General features: G+C 39.4%; 14 protein-coding genes. 10 read left to right on the top strand and 4 right to left on the bottom strand.

Annotated features, from left to right (window positions below; genetic code table 11):
• Positions 1–27: 27 nt before the first annotated feature.
• From ACE1B6_RS05615 to ACE1B6_RS05595, 5 genes are all read left to right on the top strand, one after another.
• Entirely contained in the window at positions 28–219 is a 192-nt protein-coding gene (locus ACE1B6_RS05615; RefSeq protein WP_413256262.1) for a hypothetical protein, read from the top strand.
• Positions 220–482: 263 nt separating this feature from the next.
• Complete coding sequence (locus tag ACE1B6_RS05610) at positions 483–716, top strand: hypothetical protein (RefSeq protein ID WP_413256261.1); 234 nt, start codon at positions 483–485, stop codon at positions 714–716.
• A 69-nt stretch (positions 717–785) separates the two neighbouring features.
• Positions 786–1,235, top strand: a complete 450-nt coding sequence (locus ACE1B6_RS05605) for a heavy metal-responsive transcriptional regulator (protein WP_413256260.1) — start codon at positions 786–788, stop codon at positions 1,233–1,235.
• Entirely contained in the window at positions 1,213–2,334 is a 1,122-nt protein-coding gene (locus ACE1B6_RS05600) for a WD40 repeat domain-containing protein (RefSeq protein WP_413256259.1), read from the top strand. Before ACE1B6_RS05605 ends, ACE1B6_RS05600 begins: the two co-directional genes overlap by 23 nt.
• A gap of 459 nt (positions 2,335–2,793) precedes the next feature.
• On the top strand, positions 2,794–3,603 hold the full coding sequence (locus ACE1B6_RS05595; RefSeq protein WP_413256258.1) for an SDR family oxidoreductase: 810 nt from the start codon (positions 2,794–2,796) through the stop codon (positions 3,601–3,603).
• Positions 3,604–3,609: 6 nt separating this feature from the next.
• On the opposite strand, the gene ACE1B6_RS05590 is transcribed toward ACE1B6_RS05595, so the two are convergent.
• Positions 3,610–8,340, bottom strand: a complete 4,731-nt coding sequence (locus ACE1B6_RS05590; RefSeq protein WP_413256257.1) for a PAS domain S-box protein — start codon at positions 8,338–8,340, stop codon at positions 3,610–3,612.
• 105 nt (positions 8,341–8,445) lie between these two features.
• A complete protein-coding gene (locus ACE1B6_RS05585; RefSeq protein WP_413256256.1) occupies positions 8,446–10,746 on the bottom strand; it encodes a response regulator in 2,301 nt (766 codons plus the stop codon).
• Between the two features lie 65 nt (positions 10,747–10,811).
• Here ACE1B6_RS05585 and ACE1B6_RS05580 point away from each other — a divergent pair, with 65 nt between their 5' ends.
• Positions 10,812–11,813, top strand: coding sequence for a S66 peptidase family protein (locus ACE1B6_RS05580; RefSeq protein WP_413256255.1), 1,002 nt, complete (start codon positions 10,812–10,814; stop codon positions 11,811–11,813).
• A 175-nt stretch (positions 11,814–11,988) separates the two neighbouring features.
• Here the strand turns inward: ACE1B6_RS05580 and ACE1B6_RS05575 are convergent, their stop codons facing one another.
• Positions 11,989–13,215, bottom strand: a complete 1,227-nt coding sequence (locus ACE1B6_RS05575; RefSeq protein ID WP_413256254.1) for an RNA-guided endonuclease InsQ/TnpB family protein — start codon at positions 13,213–13,215, stop codon at positions 11,989–11,991.
• A gap of 55 nt (positions 13,216–13,270) precedes the next feature.
• Here ACE1B6_RS05575 and ACE1B6_RS05570 point away from each other — a divergent pair, with 55 nt between their 5' ends.
• Positions 13,271–13,438: a hypothetical protein gene (locus ACE1B6_RS05570; protein ID WP_413256253.1), complete on the top strand. Its 168-nt coding sequence runs from the start codon at positions 13,271–13,273 to the stop codon at positions 13,436–13,438.
• Positions 13,439–13,454: 16 nt separating this feature from the next.
• On the opposite strand, the gene ACE1B6_RS05565 is transcribed toward ACE1B6_RS05570, so the two are convergent.
• Complete coding sequence (locus ACE1B6_RS05565; RefSeq protein WP_413256252.1) at positions 13,455–13,955, bottom strand: universal stress protein; 501 nt, start codon at positions 13,953–13,955, stop codon at positions 13,455–13,457.
• 256 nt (positions 13,956–14,211) lie between these two features.
• Between ACE1B6_RS05565 and hemE the strand changes: the two genes are divergently transcribed.
• From hemE to ACE1B6_RS05550, 3 genes are all read left to right on the top strand, one after another.
• Positions 14,212–15,276: a uroporphyrinogen decarboxylase gene (gene hemE / locus ACE1B6_RS05560; protein WP_413256251.1), complete on the top strand. Its 1,065-nt coding sequence runs from the start codon at positions 14,212–14,214 to the stop codon at positions 15,274–15,276.
• 55 nt (positions 15,277–15,331) lie between these two features.
• Entirely contained in the window at positions 15,332–16,891 is a 1,560-nt protein-coding gene (locus tag ACE1B6_RS05555; protein WP_413256250.1) for an NAD-dependent epimerase/dehydratase family protein, read from the top strand.
• Positions 16,892–16,984: 93 nt separating this feature from the next.
• Positions 16,985–18,565 carry a B12-binding domain-containing radical SAM protein gene (locus tag ACE1B6_RS05550; RefSeq protein WP_413256249.1) on the top strand — a complete coding sequence of 527 codons (1,581 nt, stop codon included), beginning with the start codon at positions 16,985–16,987 and terminating at the stop codon, positions 18,563–18,565.
• The last annotated feature ends 56 nt before the right edge of the window (positions 18,566–18,621 follow it).

The following is an 18,621-nucleotide window of genomic DNA, read 5'->3' as shown; positions in this document are numbered from 1 at the left end:
AATAAGCGAGAGAAGGTTTGACAGTTTATGGCTAGAGGTCTTGATTCCGCAACACAACCACAACCAACCACAACTCCTAGATTGGAGGAGCCCAAATTTGGTTTTAATGAATATGCAGAACGCTTGAATGGACGAGCCGCGATGATTGGTTTTGCTCTGACTTTGCTGATCGAGTACGTCACAGGTCAGGGGTTATTATCTTGGTTAGGGCTGTATTAAAGTCAAAATTGTGATTTTTTCTGAAGTTTTCCTGAAGAATATGCTTTCTTGAAGCAAAAGTAATGGAGCATGAAGTTGGGGTGTAGGAAAGAGTAATTTTTGCTATTCCCCGACTTCATGCGAGTGAGGGATAGGAAGCGGAATAGTAAAACGCTAAGATTGAAGCAAAAGTAGATTACATAGTTGACTGATTACTTATGATGAATGCTGCTTACGTAAGGTTTTTGAGGTCAGCCTACCGCAGAGAACCGATTGTTAGTTTTATGATTACTATTGGAGCGGTGGATGCGGTGATTGGCGGGCTTGGCGATCGCGTATCCTTGCTAACTTTTGGTATGGGTATGGTAGCCTTAGCGATCGTGTTACGTTGGTTTATGGTTCAGCGTCGTCCAGCGGAAATTGCCAACGAAGCACCGCAAATTTATCTTCCACCTACTCCTTCCCAATCTCAGTTGCCTAACTTAAATATGCCGAACAAAAAACGCCCCCCACGCTGATCGAAGCAGGAGAACAGAAGAGAGAGTTTTTTCCTCAAATTTCCTAGATATTTTTATTGACCTAAAAGCATGATGAGAACTGTTTTAGGCAAACTGTACAAAATCGGAGAAGTAGCGTCCTTTAGTGGATTACCAGTAAAAACTATTCGTTATTACGAAGAACTTGGTTTACTATCGCCAGTAGTGACTCGTGCTACCTCTGGATACCGACTGTTTGATTCTCAAGTACTGAAGCGACTGGACTTTATTAAACGTGCTCAGTCTTTGGGAATGAGTTTAAAAGAGATCCAGGAATTTCTGGAAATTCACGATCGCGGTGAGTTACCCTGTCATGAAGTTAAGCAACATATTCATGCGAAACTACAAGCGATCGATCGACAAATCGCTGCTTTGGAGACTTTGCGATCGGAATTACAAGAACTTCTTTCTGGTTGGAAAGACCCAAAATCTGAAATTATAGATGAGATAATTTGCCCTAATATTCAATCACATTTGGATGAAAATTCCGAACATTGTTAGTAAAATTTTTCCCGTAGGATGTGCAGTTTTAGCTAGTCTTAGCTGTTACACAATTTTTCCCAATATCAGTCAGGCAAATATTAATACTATTGCCCAAAAACTGCCTCCTCCTCCTAATCCAGAATTTCCTGATGTACCTTTACCAAACACAGAAAGCACTTGGCAAAGAGTCAGACTTTTACATAATATTAAAGCTCATTGGGGGCCAATTTACGCTCTTACTTTCAGTCCTGATGGTAAATATCTTGCCAGTGGTGGCACTGATATTGATACCAAAATTCGCTTGTGGAATCCCATCAAGGGTAATAAAATTCGCACAATTAGTGCCCATAGTAATCGGGTTCTAGCATTAGCAATTACTCCCGATAATCTTACTATTGCTAGCGGTAGTGAAGATGCGACTTTAAATATTTGGAGTTTAAAAAATGGCAAGCTAAGCCGTAGTTTAACCCATGAATTTAGTAATATTTTATCTTTAGCTATTACTCCCGATGGACAAACTTTAGTCAGTGGGGGTTTGGATGGAATAAAATTAATTGATTTAAAAACCGAAAGGTTACTTTATAATCGCGTCCCCTTATCACAACCAATAGTTTACGCTGTGGCAATTAGTCCGAATGGGCAAATTTTGGCAACCGGAGGTAGGGATACAACTATTCAATTGTGGAATATTCAAACTAGTCAATTTTTGGGTAGTATTCCCGGACATCGTGGCGCAATTACTTCTTTAGCTTTTTCACCAGATAGTAATATTTTGGTGAGTAGCAGTTACGACCATACAATTAAAGTTTGGAACTTGGCAAATCGTCAATCTTTGACGCTTGTTGGTCATCAAAATATTGTTAATTCTGTTTCGGTGCATTCTGACGGACGGACTTTAGCGAGTGCGGGTAGGGATGGAGTGAGAATTTGGGATTTACAAAGTGGACAACAGATTCGATCGATTATGATTGATACGGATTGGGTACAAACTGTCGCTTTTAGTCCTGATGGTAATTTTCTGGCAACTGGCGCTTTTGATGGCAAACTCAAGATTTGGGAAGGAATAAATCAGAATTTTCCTGTAGAAGTGGGACAAAAAAAAGCGGGAGGAAATTAATTTTCCCTCCCGGAGCGTTTTTCTGATTTGATTTTTGTTTTTGATTTGGTTTTTGGTCTTCGGACTGTTCTTTGAGTTTCTTGCGTAACATCTGTTGTTGTTTCTTCAGTTGTCTCGCTCTCGCTGAACCACCTTTACCTTTGTTGTTTCTTCCCTCTTTGCGGGGAGATTCCCAACGCTTGAGTTGTCGAGCCATTTTGGTTGCCTATGATTTAGTTTTGTGTAATCTACACATTATAACAATTTTTAGGGGGATGGGGCGATCGGATGATTGAAACCCACATTCCGCAGATATGATGGACTACTAAGCTGTTACGCATTTAAATCACTTATTAACGAGTAGGGTGCGTCAGACGGTAAAGCTTATGTAGAAAGGAAAATATCTAAATCTGACGCACCCTACAATATGACGTTTAAATGCGTAACAGCTTAACTACAATAAAACCGAGCAATAAATTTATGACTTTTGCCAAGAAAACTTATTTAATTACAGGTGCATCTGAAGGAATTGGTCGAACAATAGCTATCAAATTAGCAGAAAAAGGTGCAAATTTAGTTTTAGCTGCACGCAATCAAGAAGCTTTGAATGAAACTGCTAATGCTTGTATTAATAGCGGGGGGAAAGCGATCGCTATTCCTACCGATGTCACTAAACCGGAAGCTTGTCAAAATCTTATAGAAAAATCGATGAAAACTTTTGGCGCTATCGATGGATTGGTGAATAATGCGGGGATTTCTATGTTTGCCAAGGTTGAAGAAGTGACAGATATTTCTATATTCGATCGCTTGATGCAAGTCAACTATTTGGGTGCAGTTTATTGCACTTACTATGCACTTCCTTATCTCAAACAATCCAAAGGTTTACTAGTAGCCATTTCATCTTTAACAGGAAAATATGGCATCCCCACTCGTTCCGGTTATGCAGCTAGCAAACACGCCATGCAAGGATTTTTCGACTCCCTGCGAATTGAGTTACGCGGTACAGGTGTTGACGTTTTGGTAGTTTCTCCTGGTTTTGTGGCTACTGAGATTAGACACAAGCTTTTAGGAACAGATGGAAAAATAATCAAAGCGACTTTATCCAACGAACAAAAGAATATGATGCCTGTTTCTGAATGCGTTGAACAAATTGTCAAAGCAATGGAAAAACGGCAAAGAGAATTGATAATGACTACTAGAGGTCGTTTTGGTTTGTGGCTAAAGTTAATCGCCCCCGACTTGTTAGATAGGATAGCTAAAACAGCGATTAGATCTCAAAAGCAAAGCTAAGATATTTTAATTTTCGGTTAATTCATAAATTTCATCAAAGCAGAAACGACGCACTAAATCAGTTAATCCATCGATTAATAGTTGATGAGATGAAGGGATTTGGCTAATTAGTTGATTAATTTTTTCGCTATCTACTTCTAAGGATGCTTGGTGCAATTCTGCTATCCATTCTGAGGGCATAATTAATAAATCTGAAGATTTAAGATCTCTGCCACTACCGACAGTTTCTTCTGGGTTTTGAGCTTCTGATTCTTCGGCGTAAATGAAGCGAACTCCGATGTGTTCGGTGAGTTTATCAAAAATTACTTGTTCCCGGAAAGGTTTGCTGACTAAATCATCGCAACCTGCGGCTAAAATGGTAGTTCTTTGTTCTTCAAAGGCGCTAGCAGTTAAAGCAATAATTTTCGGAAAAGGTGAGTTATTGTTGGCTTTTTTTCTAATTTGGCGAGTGGCTTCGTAACCGTCCATAATTGGCATTCGCATATCCATCCAAATTAGGTGAGGTTGCCAATTTTCCCAAGTTGCGATCGCTTCTAACCCATTATTAGCGGTGCGAACTTCCAAACCAACACTTCCTAAAAGTTGAGCAATTATGTCTCGGTTTTCTGAGCGATCGTCTACTACTAAAATGCGATAAGTAATTTGATTGGGAGCTATTTTTAACACTCTTCTATTGCTTAATAATGGTGCTACTTCGGAGGAGTCAGCTAAAGTAATTTGAATGTTAAAACTGAAAGTAGAACCTACTCCTAAAATACTATTAACCTGAATATCACCTCCCATTAAGCGAATGAATTGACGGCTAATAGTTAATCCTAAACCTGTGCCTTCTCTAGCTTGAGTTCCACTAGCTGTTTGCACAAAAGGTTGGAATAAATTATCGATTTCTTCTGGAGAAATACCTCTACCTGTGTCTTGAACTTCAAAGTAAAGTGTAATTTCTTCTTGGTTGATAGTATTTGCCGAGGCGCGGAGAGTCACTTCTCCTGTTTCCGTAAATTTAACAGCATTACTTAATAAGTTAATTAACACTTGTCGCAGTTTACCTTCATCGGTAAAAACGTATTGAGGTAAATCTGTAGCAATATCAAATTGTAGAGATAATTGTTTAGCTTCGGCGCGGACTTGGAACATTTCTTGCAAAGTTTGTAACAATTGATGTAAGTCGAAAGGTATGGAATGTAAAACCGTTCTTCCCGCTTCAATTTTGGACATTTCTAACACATCATTGATTAGGGTTAGTAAATGTTCTCCACTGCGGTTAATGGTGGCGAGAGATGCTTTTTGACGCGCCGTTAAAGCAGCATCTCTTTCCATTAATTGAGCAAAACCTAAAATTGCATTTAACGGAGTCCGCAGTTCATGGCTCATATTTGCTAAGAAAGTACTTTTAGCGGTGTTAGCTGCTTCAGCGGCTTCTTTAGCAACTCTTAAGGCTTCTTCGGCTTGATGTCTAGCGATACCAATAGCTGTAATTTCTCCGACTAATCTGAGCAAACTAATATCATCTGCACTCCAAATTTTGGCAAAGTTAACTACATCTGCACCGATAAATCCAATAACTTTACTAGAGTGAATTAAGGGAGCAATTATTAAAGATTTAATTGCTTGACTTTGCAACATTGTTCTTTCTGCTGTTGCTTCTGTTGGCAGTTCGGAAATTGAAGAAATATGTACTATTTGACCGTGAAAAATTTTCTGAGAAAACCAAGGTAAAGTGTTAGGATTTGCTATTCGCAAATAATTAGCTAATGGTGTAATTCTCTCTGCACGCCATTCATCTATTAGGGAAATTTGTTTTTGATCTTCTGATAATTCAAAGATACAACTACGTTCTACTTCTAGGAATTTGGCGATCGCTTCCAAGGTAAATTTAAGTGCTGTATTTACATCTTGGTCGATAAATTGACGAGAAATACAGCTAACTAAACTTTCTCTCCTCGCTCGACGTTCTAATGCTTCTTCTGCTTGTTTGCGCTCTAATTCTGCACCAGCACGGGCGGCAAAAATGCGTAAAATTAGCTCTCTTCCGGGGTCATTTTCCATTGTTTTAACATCCATTACTGCTAAGTGACCCAAGATTTCACCTAATGAATTAGTTAAAGGAATTCCTAAGTAACTTTCTGCGCCAATGGTAGTTAAATCTCGATCGCCAGGAAACAAGTCTTGAATATTTTCTGGATAGTAGCAAGTTTGACCTAATAAAATAGTTTCACAGGGCGTTCCGCACAAGTTATATTCAAAGTTTTCTCCTAATTTATTTTCTGTCCAAATTGCTAAAGTTCGGACTCTAGTTTTAGTTTCATTGGCAAATTCAGTTACTAAAGAGTAACGAACTCTTAATACAGAAGCGAGATAACGAACACAGGAATTAAAGAATTCATCGCCTGTTTTTGCTGCTGTTCCTTCGACAATTAATCTTAAGGCTTGTTCTCGATGTTTGCGATCGGTAATATCTTCGGAAATACATAATAAGTGAGTAATTCTATTTTGACTATCAAACAGCGGAAATTTCAAAATTCTGCTTAAAATTTTCTCTTGATTAGCAGTATTAATTTCCATTTCAGGAACTTCTAATAATGTGCCTTGTTCTACTACTGTTAAATCCTGTTGGCGGAAAAAGTCTGCTGATTCTTGGGGAATTAATTCATGGTCATTTAGTCCTAATGCTTGTTCTTTGGTAAATCCTAAAATCTTTTCGGCATTTTTGTTAATTAATACGTAGCGAAAATCATTATTATTATCTTTGGCAAACAGTCCTAAAGGAATGTTATTAATAATGGTATCTAGAAATTGTTGAGATTGTTTTACTTCTTCTTCTAATCTTTTGCGATCGCTAATATCGACAATCATAAATTCTAAGCAAGATTCTTCAGGATTAATTCGCGCTGAAAATAACCCCCAACTAATTCCTCCATCTTGGCGATACAATTGAATTTCAAAATTGCGAATTTCCCCATTTTGTTCCATTTGGGAGATCATCCAAGAACGATCGTTAGGATTAACATGAAATTCCCCAGCACGACGTTTACCAATTAATTCTTTAGCTGACTTATAACCGATGATTTCTGCACAGGGTTGATTAGCATCTAAAAATAGTCCGTCTGATAACCGGGAACGTCCAATTCCGACTAAGGAATTCTCAAAAATATGGCGATATTTGATTTCGCTGCGTCGTAAAGCTTCTTCGGATTGTTTGCGATCGCTAATATCCGTTACCACACCTTCTAAACAATTTTCTTCTACATTTAAACGCACCGAACATAATAACCAAAGAAGTGTGCCATCGCGACGGCGGAATTGCACTTCGTAGTTGTGTAATTGTCCGTGTTTTAGTACTCGATCGACGGCGGTTTGGCGATCGCCTTGATGAATATAAAAATCCGTAGTATATTTCTTTTTAATTACCCGATCGGGAGAACTATATCCTGTTAGTTCAATAAATTTTTGATTAGCATCTAAAATTAATCCATCTTCAATTCTAGTTAAAACAATTCCTACTTGCGAGTTTTCAAATAACCGCCGAAATCTTAACTCACTGCGGCGCAATGCTGCTTCTGCTTGTTTGCGTTCGGTGATATTTCTAGATAAGCTAAAATCTAATCCTTTGCCATCAAATTCTAAATAATAAGCAGAAACTTCTACAGGAATTATCTCTCCCGTTTTGGAAAGTATAGTAGTTTCAAAAGTCAGATTTCCTTTTTCCTTAAGTTCCTGCCAATGTTCGGGCCAAACTTCTTTAGGATAGTTAGGATCGATATCATGAACTGTTAATCCCAGCAATTCTTCTCTAGGAAATCCTAATAAGCGACAAGAAGCTTGATTAACATAGTAAATTTTTCCTTCTTCATCGCAACAACCGACATTATCAGAAATTTGATCTAAAGCAAATTGACTAAACCTTAATCTTTCTTCGGTTTTCTTCTGTTCTGTAATGTCGCGAAAACTCCAAACTCGCCCAATAATTTCTCGATCTTTCCATTGTGGTTGAGAATAACGTTCAAAAATTCGACCGTCTTTAAATTCGACAAAATCTAAAACTATTGCTTCTGGATGATTAATAAATAAATCCCAGACCTTAGCAATAAAATCTTCTGGATCTTTGGTTTGTTGAGCTAAAAACTGCAATCTTTCATCTTCTCTTCCCGGAAATAATAACTCTTCTGACATTCCCCACATTTGTAAAAATTTCTGATTATAAATTGGGGCATTGCGGGAACGATTTACTACTAAAATTCCGTCAGCAGTTGATTCTAAAGTTGCTTGTAATAAAGATAAATATTCTTGCTGTTCTTGTGATTGATTGCTTGATTGAGTTGGCGGAGTAACATCTTCAATTACTAAAATAACCGCCGGAATCTTATTGCTTACTTCTACTAAGTTACCGGATATTTTTAAATTTAATTTATTGTCACCTTGGAGAAATTCATAAACTGTTGCTTCATATTCTCCATTGATAATTTTTAGGTGAGGATAAGCGTCAGAACTTAGGGGAGTTTCCCCTTTTTCTAAAGGTAATAATTCACAGAAATTACTTCCCACAATGGAAGAACTTGCTTTTATGAGGCGAGTAAAAGCGGAATTACACCATTGTATCTGGTGATTTTTACCTAAAAAAACAACTGCATCTGCGATCGCATTTAGCGCCACTTCCATTTTACTAATAGTTGCTTGCAGTTGATTTACCGACTTTGACTTTTTACCGCCCATAATTAAGGTTCCCCATTGAAAAGTCAATCGATATTAGATCTTAAACTTTAGATTTTAAAATGGCAAATTTAAAAACACTCTCATTCTTTCCTCTGCGTCTTCTGCGTCTCTGCGTTTCAATTAGAACTTAAATTACTCTAAAAACTTACTAGCAACTTGGTAAAGAGATTGTAACGTTGTTCCCTCAGTTGGATATTCTACAATTGCGAAATTGCAATTTACTTGAAAGCGACTACCGTCTGGTGCTGAGAAAACTTGTTGGCGCAAATTAGTCAAAATATCAGTAAGACGATCGCCAGCTTCCACCTTACTTAAACCAGGCATTCCCACCACAAATTCGCCATTTCCCCAATAACCTAAAACCTCATCACCTCGAAAAGCAGATTGAAACAATTGTCCCCATCTTTGTAACACCTGATTTCCCACATTATGTCCATAATGAATATTAATTTGGTGCAGTTGGGAAACGCTAAAAATTGCCAAAGAAACAGCAAATTTATTTGTCTCCGCTTGCTGAAGTAAACTTTCCAAATCTCGACTTGATTTCAGCTGATTTAAAACTCCGGTTAGGGGATCTTTAATCGAAAGAGTTTGTAGTAACCTATTCCTTTCCAAACGATTAGTAATTCTAGTTAATAATTCCACCGCTACCACAGGTTTTACCAAATAATCATCTGCACCAGCAGCAAAAACTTGTTGAATAATTTCCACATTTTTATGAGCAGTTAAAAACAAAATTGGTAACTCTTGCCAATTCGGATCGCTACGTACTGCTTGACAAAGTTCAATCCCACTAATATGAGGCATTTCTACATCTAAAATTAGCAAATTTGGCGAGACACTATTTAACACCTCCCAAAACTTTAAAGGATCGTCTAAACCCGTGATTCGCATTCCCCAAGGTGACAACATTGGCGGTAAAGTTGCCAGAAATATAGGATCGTCATCTACCACTAATAAATTAACTGTTTGACGACGACTTTGTTGTAAAATTTGCGAAGCTAAATCCCAGATTTGAGTTGCTGTCACAGGTTTGGTTAAAAATCCTTTTCCGCCCGATCGCGCCACGGTAATTCTATCAACCAAACCATCACCAGCAGCAAGCACAATCACCGGAACTACTGGCGTTCGTTGCGCCAAATCTGCAATTAATTCTAAGCTTTTTTGCCGCTTTCCTACTTCATCAATACTCAATACTACTAAGTCAGGGGTTTTACTCTGTAACCAAGCTTTAGCTGCTTCTAGAGTTGCTACTTGTGACCAATTTTCCCCGGTTGATTCTGTTAGTTCTTGTAAACTTTTACCGAGTTCTGAGTTAGGATCGATTAATAATAACCTTGTATCGCTTGAGGGAGGTTTTAAATCTAAAGTTTCTGCTTGAGATTGTCCTTTTCCTTTTTCGGCAATTCCCTTAGCTAAATCTTCAATCAGCGATAGAATCTTAGTTTCGGAAAGTAACTGTTCTGACTCCAAAATTTGTTCAATTTCTTTCGCAATTTTGGTTCCAGTTTCCCATTCAAACATTCCTAAAACCCCAGCTAATTTATGTGCTTCTTTGCTTGCTGCTAGGCGCAATTCATTAGCTATATTTCCGGTTTTAATCGCTGTGGCTGCGGTTTGCAAAACTTCTAAACGTTCTGCCATTAAACCCTGATATTTTTGCCACATTCCCGCCATCGCTTGATTAAATTCTTCTTCTACCGATCGCGAATCATTTACGTTGACAGGGGCAGTTTTTGATTTAGTATCCTCGTTTTTTGCCTGTTCTGGATTGAGGCGATATCCTAAACCATAAACATTTTCAATCCAATTCCCTGCACCAGAGTTTCGCAATTTTTGGCGCAAACCTTTAATATGTGCTTTAACGCTTTCTTCTAATGGTGGATCGTCATAAGTCCACAGATGTTCGACAATATTAGCACGACTGAAAACTCGTGAGGGATTTCTTAAAAATAATTCTAAAAGATTGTATTCTTTGGGGGTTAAAGGTAAAGCTTTTTCTTGAAAACTTACTTCACAACTAACAGGATCTAATTTCAGTTCTCCTACTTGTAAAATTGGGGTATGAGCAACTTCTCTACGTCTTAATAATGCTCTAACTCTGGCGTGGAGTTCGGCTAAATCTAAGGGTTTAATTAAGTAGTCGTCTGCACCTGCATCTAAACCGCGAATTCGATCGCTATTCGCATCCTTAGCCGTCATTAATAAAATCGGAGTGCTGCAACCAGAAACCCGCAATTTACTACATAAACTAATTCCATCTAAGTTTGGCAATCCCACATCCATTAAAATTAAATTATAAGGTGTACTTTGGGCATATTCCCAACCTAATTCTCCATCGGCGATCGCATCTACCAAATAATGCTGACTAGTCAGAGACTCCACCAGCACATTTGTTAGCACTTCATCATCTTCAATCAACAAAATTCTCATTATTACTTAAGAGGAAATACAATTAAAAATTAATTCTGAAAATTACTCAGCTTTAGCGATTCACTATGATCAAATTTTGCCAAATTCCTGCACCTTTGCAACCCGGAGATTTACTTCAAGTTATCGCGCCTAGTGGTGCATTGCGCGAAATGTCTGCCTTGGAAAAAGGTGTGGAAATTTGGCGCGAACACGGCTACCAAATCCAAATCTGCGACGGCATCACCGAACGCTGGGGATACTTAGCTGGTCAAGACCAACATCGTCGCTATCAATTAAAAGAAGCATGGTTTAACCCAAATGTCAAGGGTATTCTCTGCGCCAGAGGTGGTTTTGGTAGCACTCGGTTGCTGGAAGATTGGAGATGGCAGGGGGGCAGAGGGGCAGAGGGGCAGAGGGGCAGAGGGGAAATGGAAATACTCCCACCTCCTCAGTCTCCAATCAAATGGTTAATCGGATTTTCTGATGTAACTGCTTTACTTTGGAGTTTGGGGAAAGAGGGAATTTCTGGGGTACATGGGCCGATGTTAACGACGATCGCAAATGAGCCAGAATGGTCAATTGAAAGGTTATTTGATTGGGTAGAAGGACGTTCCCTCAAACCCTTAAAAGGTGTAGGTTGGGGAGGAGGAAAAGTTAGCGGGGTTTTACTTCCAGCTAATTTAACCGTGGCGACTCATTTGTTAGGAACACCGCTACAACCAGAATTCGACGGGGTAATTTTAGCCTTGGAAGATGTTACCGAATTTCCTTATCGTATCGATCGACAATTAACGCAATGGCGAATGAGTGGAATTTTCCCAAAAGTCAAAGGTATCGCGTTAGGCAGATTCAGCCGTTGCGAACCACCACCGAATATTCCTAGTTTAGCGATCGAAGAAGTGTTGCGCGATCGTCTCTCAGACCTCAACATCCCCATTATTTCCGATCTCCCCTTCGGTCACGACGGCCCCAATGCTACCTTACCTGTAGGAATTTTAGCCGAATTAGACGCAGATGCCGGAGTTCTGAGTTTTGGGGATGAGGAACTGGGAAGAGTTTTAACTTGTAGGGGCGAGTTTAGCAGTTAAGTCTGTACTCACAGCAGAAGATTTCACAACAAAACCCGCCCCTACATTAATTTCCCCCTGTCCCTAGTCTTCACGCTTCTGTTTCCGCCTTAATCACTTCCGCCATTTTCTGCTCTAAAAAACCTATCCAGACCTAACTAAATTTGTTAATTTGACTTGGTGTTTCCTTCCTGCTTCAACCAAGGGTGTCGGCACCAACTTGTCCACAGGCGTTAAGTTCAGGTCGAGCCGACCTTACTTTTTCAGGTGGGGCATTTTCCAAGTTGATTGAGGCATTTAAGTCTCTGTCTATTACGCTGTCACATTTCTGGCAATCAAACACTCTGTCTCTTAGTTTCATTTCCTGAATGTGACCGCAACAGGAACAGGTTTTGGATGAAGGAAACCATCGGTCAACTAACTCAACCTTGGTTCCATAATGGCTTTGCTTATAAACCAATTGACGACGCACCTCATAAAAGCAATTATCGCTAATTGCTGATGCAAGTTTGTGGTTCGCCATCATCCCTGAAACATTCAAATCCTCAATCCGAATGCAATAAGCGCGACGACTTAAATCGGTTGTCATTTTATGAACCGTATCGCGGCGAATATTGCCAATCCTGGCATGATGCCTTGCTGTTTTGATGTAATAATCCAAGGCGTTTTTGGATGCCTTAACTCCTAGTTTCTTGCTACCGAGAACCTTGTTACGATTGCGCCATTGCAATTTACTGAGCTTGGTTTTCGCCCTTTTATTAGTGACTGGCATGGTGTAACAAGTTCCATTACTAACAGTCGCCAAAGTTTTTACCCCTAAATCAACACCAACCCGTTCGATTGGATGATAGATAGGAGGAACTTTATCAGCATCCAAAACGAAAGAAACAAACCATTTATCCGCCGTTCTGCTGACAGTAAAAGTCTGCGAACTGCAAATAAATCCGATCTTTTCCTTAAGCCTGAATTCCTTCAATCCGGGAAGTTGAATTCTTTTACCTGCTTTGATGACTACTCGATTAGTAAAAGGGATTGGTGGTTTACCTTTCTCCGGGTAAATGCCAGATGTTTTGTAAACCGTAAACGAATCACCTTTCTTTTTGGTTTTCTTTTTAGGAAACCCGCTTAATCCTTCTCGCCATCTCTTAAATGCCTTTTTCAGATCGATGAAGGCTGATTGATATACAGTAGAAGGGTATTGCTTCGTCCACGCATATTCAGGCATCTTCATAATTACTTGGGTGAAGACTTGCTTAATGGAATCAATCCTTTTGGAGTCACTGAGATTAACACCCTCAAAACTCCAACTGGCGACTAGCATCTCTAACCCAAAGTTGTAGACAAATCTCCGCAAGCCAGCAATGCCACGCATTAAAGAGGTTTCTTTGTTATTTAGTTTTAACTCTCTTTTTATGGCGTACATTACCAACCTTCAAATCTGGTATCATCGTAACACAAAGGATAGCCAATAACCACCCATGAAAAGTGAAAGATTGTCAATTCGTCTTTCCCAAAGAAGACATAATCGCTTAAGGCAGTACGCCGCATCTCAGGATAAGACCATTACCCAAGTAGTGTCTGACTGGATAGACACCCTGCCTGTCGATAAAAACTTCTCCAAAATAGACAAGTTTGATGAGCAATGAGCAGAAATTTGGCTATTTAATCAAGCTCTTTTTGCTGTTTATCTTGAACAATCAGTACAGAACAGGGAGAGTGATGAACAACGTAATTGCTGATGCTACCCATTAGTAATTCACTGAAGCCGGAAAGACCGCGGCGACCCATCATAATTAAATCAGCATCCCAATTTTTTGCTAAGTCGCAAATTGTCCGACCGGGGCCACCATAGTTCAGAGTATATTCCGCGGGAACTCCGGCATCGGCAGCTTCTTGCGCCCAAGATGCTAATAAATTTAAGTATTTTTGGCGGAAAAGGTCTTTTTCTTTCAAGTAAGCTTCTACTTGCTCTACCATTGCGGCGTGATATTCTAAGGCGGAAATATGTTGGGTAGCAATTTCTGTTAAACCCATTTCTTCGTCGGTGAGGACGTGCAGCAGCATTAAGGTAGAGTTATTTTGTTTTCCTAGAGAAACTGCGGTATTAAATACTTGTTGGCTAATTTCGGAACTATCCATTGCTACCAAAATTTTCTTATACATATTCAATCTCCTTTTGCGATCGAAGATAAGTTTTTTAAACTCTTGAAGCCTTGATTTTCCGAGATTTAACGATACAAGCAATTGAAATGATTAACAGCTGATAGGGTGTAGTTACCTTTCAGTTCTAATTCTAATCGCTGAGGTATCGGGAAAAGCTTTTGTAAATTCAAACGTTACAAGAAGAAATGCGAACAAATGTGTTGATGAGTGATAAGCTAGCAAATGCACTTAAAAAACTAATATAGGACGAATTTAGATGGCTGGGTCAACCCAGATTCCTTATCTGTTGCGGGCGGCGCGAGGCGAAGTTTTGTCACGTCCGCCTGTGTGGATGATGCGACAAGCTGGACGCTATATGAAAGCTTATCGCGACTTACGAGATAAATATCCCTCGTTTCGCGATCGCTCAGAAAATGTAGATTTAGCAGTGGAAATCTCCCTGCAACCTTTCCGGGCTTTCCAACCCGATGGAGTAATTTTATTTTCGGATATTTTAACTCCATTGCCCGGAATTGGCATACCTTTCGATATCGTTGAAAGCCGAGGGCCAGTAATCGATCCTCCGGTTCGCAGTTTAGAACAGGTGAAAAACCTCAAACCCTTGGAACCAGAAAGTGATTTACCGTTTATTCGGGAAATTCTCCAGATTTTACGGAAAGAAGTTGGTAATCAGGCGACGGTTTTGGGTTTTGTGGGTGCGCCTTGGACTTTGGCGGCTTATGCTATTGAGGGTAAGTCTTCCAAGGATTACACAATTATCAAGAGTATGGCTTTTACCGATCCCAGCTTGTTACATGAGTTCTTGGGTAAATTGGCAGATGCGATCGCCATTTATGTAAGATATCAGATTGATAGCGGGGCTCAAGTGGTACAAATGTTTGATTCTTGGGCTGGGCAACTAAGTCCCCAAGATTATGAAACTTTTGCCATGCCTTATCAACGGCGTGTGGTAGAACAAGTTAAGGCTACTCACCCCGATACGCCAATGATTCTTTATATTAATGGCAGTGCAGGAATTCTCGATCGGATGAGCCAGTCTGGTGTAGATATCGTCAGTGTAGACTGGACGGTAGATATGGCAGAAGCCAGAAAGAGATTGGGCGAAAATATCGGAGTACAGGGCAATATCGATCCTTGCGTTTTGTATGGTTCTCAGGACTTTATCCGCGATCGAATCTTAGATACAATTCGCAAAGCTGGCAAAAAAGGTCATATCCTGAATTTGGGTCATGGCGTTTTACCAACTACTCCAGAAGAGAATGTCGCTTTCTTCTTTGAAACTGCCAAGCAAGCTGATAAACTGCTCACGGTTCATGCCTGAAATTCTGCATTAAAATTGGGGCATTGAATTGAAGATAGAATTTCAGAGGTGAGAGGTGATAGGAGATTCTCTGCCAGGAGATACAAACAAACCAGAACAACAGGAAAGCTTAGAGTTGAATTCTCCTGAGATTTCTGTAACCGAATCTAATGACTCAAACGCAGCTGAAGTCATAACTTCAGACGCGAGTTTAGCGAGTTTAGCAGTTGAGGAAATTCAGGAAACGGGAGAGTCAAGTTCCCCGGAAATTCCCGTGGCGGAATCTGAGGCGATGGAAATTCAAGAAGCCCCGGATTTGACATCTGCTACAACTGCGGAAATTCAGGAAACGGGAGAGTCAAGTTCCCCGGAAATTCCGGTGGCGGAATCTGAGGTAATTGAAATTCAAGTAACCCCAGATTTGACATCTGTTAATAGTTCCGAAACTAGGGAAATTGAGGAAAAATCAGGAGTAAAAGTTTCCCAAACAGCTAAAGTTGCTGAGGGAAAAAACTCTTCTATTGAATCTCCTTTGCCTCTCACTTCTGAAACTGCACCAAATCCAAATAAAGATTGCTTAAGAATTTTAATTACTGGTGCTAGCGGTTGCATTGGGCAATATATTGCCGAAACGCTAATTCAAGAAACAGAACACGAATTGTTTTTGTTAGTCAGAGATCCCCGAAAATTAAAAATTGATTGTGATGCTCGTCCGGGGATTAATATTGTCCAAGGAGATATGAAATATGTGTCTCGTTTGGCAAAAATGCTGAAAACAATTGATATTGCAATTTTAACAGCAGCAGCTTGGGGTGGTCAGCAAGAAGCATTGGATGTTAATGTTTTTAAAACATTACAATTGCTGAATTACCTCGATCTTAACGTTTGTCAACAGGTAATTTATTTCTCGACAGCTAGCATTTTAGATAAGCACAATCATTTACTTAAAGAAGCTAGAGAATTAGGTACTGAATACATCCGTTCTAAGTACGAAGGTTTGACAAGAATATCAAAATTACCAATTGCCGATCGCATTACCACCCTATTTCCCACTCTAGTGATCGGAGGAGATGAAAAACATCCTTATTCCCATGTTTCTTCTGGTTTACCAGGAATAAAAAAATGGATTAATTACATCAGATTTTTCAAAGCTAACGGCAGTTTTCACTTCATTCATGCTAGAGATATTGCCCAAGTAGTTTTTTACTTGTTAAAAAATCCCCCAAATCGCGAACAAAGAAATTGGTTTGTGTTAGGAAATCAACCCACAACTGTAAATCAGGCAGTAGAAGAAGCTTGTGAATATCTACAAAAACCAATTTTATTCCGGCTGAATCTTTCCCCGTGGTTAGCTGATATTTTCATCTCTTTATTCCGTATTCAAATGGCAGCATGGGACAGATTTTGTCTGGAATATCGCCATTTTACCTACACAAATCCGATTAATCCAGCTACCTTTGGTCTACCAGTTTACTGTTCCACAATCAAAGATGTGCTAAAAACTAGTGGTGTTAGTCAACCAGAGCAAATTACACCAAACCGAAGTAACTACAATTCATCTCAAAGCATCGGAAATAAAGTCAAAGATTACAGACAAGCTTTTAGCGATCGAGAATTTGAATCCAGAGATCAATAAAGCCTGTCAGTAGTAACGACTTCAGTCGTTCTTTGTGTAAATCTAAAATATAAAGTCTAAAATCAAAAGACCTGAAGTGAGGAGAAAGATTGCATGAAGGTATTGTTAGTGTATCCCCTGTTTCCGAAAACTTTTTGGTCATACGAGAAGATTTTAGCATTAGTCGATCGCCAAGTCCTCTTACCACCGTTGGGATTAGTCACAGTAGCGGCTATTTTACCGCAGGAATGGGAATTTAAGTTGGTCGATCGTAATATTAGAACTGTCAGCGAAGCCGAATGGGAATGGGCAGACTTAGTAATTATATCGGCAATGATCGTCCAAAAAAGCGACTTTATTGCCCAAATTAAAGCCGCAAAAAAACACGGTAAAAAAGTAGCAGTTGGCGGCCCTTATCCCACCAGTTTACCAGAAGAAGCCCAAGCAGCGGGAGCAGATTATTTAATATTAGACGAAGGGGAAATCACCCTACCAATGTTTGTGGAAGCAGTTAAAAACGGCGCAGAAAATGGAACTTTCCACGCCAATGGCGAAAAACCAGATGTTACTTCCACACCGATTCCTCGCTTTGACTTACTGGAATTTGATGCTTATGATTCCATGTCAGTTCAATTCTCAAGAGGTTGTCCTTTTCAGTGCGAATTTTGCGACATAATTGTGTTATATGGTCGTAAACCTCGAACCAAAACGCCAAAACAACTGTTAGCTGAATTAGATTATCTCTACGAATTAGGTTGGCGGCGAGGCGTGTTTATGGTTGATGATAACTTCATTGGCAATAAACGGAATGTGAAATTGTTGCTTAAAGAATTGAAAGTTTGGCAAGCAGAACATGGTTATCCTTTCCGATTTAATACTGAAGCTTCCATAGATTTAGCCCAAGATCCAGAATTAATGGAATTGATGGTGCAATGCTATTTTGATGCTGTATTTTTGGGCATTGAAACCCCAGATGAAGCCAGTCTCAGTTTAACCAAAAAATTTCAAAATACCCGCAATCCCTTAACAGAATCAGTGGAAAAAATTATCCAAGCTGGATTGCGCCCGATGGCAGGATTTATTATTGGGTTTGATGGGGAAAAAGCTGGTGCAGGTCAGCGAATTGTCGAGTTTGCTGAACAAACAGGAATTCCTACAGTTGTATTTGCAATGCTGCAAGCTTTACCGAATACAGCTTTATGGCATCGTTTAGAAAAAGAGGGACGTTTACGCAACCAAGATGGCAATATTAATCAAACAACTTTGATGAATTTTATTCCGACTCGCCCTTTAGAAGATATTGCTAGAGAGTATGTGGAAGCTTTTTGGGATTTGTACGAAGCGGAACAGTTTTTAGATCGGAATTATCGCTGTTTCTTAATGTTAGGTGCGCCGCAAGTGAAAGCGAAATTTAAAATGCCTAGTTGGTTAGATTTACGGGCGTTATTAATTGTAGTTTGGCGACAAGGCATCAAACGGAAAACTCGCTGGAAATTCTGGCATCACCTGTTTAGTATTATCAAGCGTAATCCCGGAGTTTGGGAACATTACTTAACTGTTTGTGCTCACAACGAACATTTTTTGGAATATCGTCAAATTGTCCGGGATGAAATTGAAAGACAGTTAAGTGAGTTTCTGGCAGAAGAGAAAAAATTATTATCTGCAACTGCCAAAAAAACAGCGTTAGCTAGTTAAACTACGTTGCTAATGGTGTTAATTGAGATTAAGATTAGGTACGTTATTGGGCTTTA

It is taken from the genome of Floridaenema fluviatile BLCC-F154, assembly GCF_041929135.1.
Classification (GTDB): Bacteria; Cyanobacteriota; Cyanobacteriia; order Cyanobacteriales; family Aerosakkonemataceae; genus Floridanema; species Floridanema fluviatile.
This window is presented reverse-complemented; position numbering and strand designations above follow the sequence as displayed.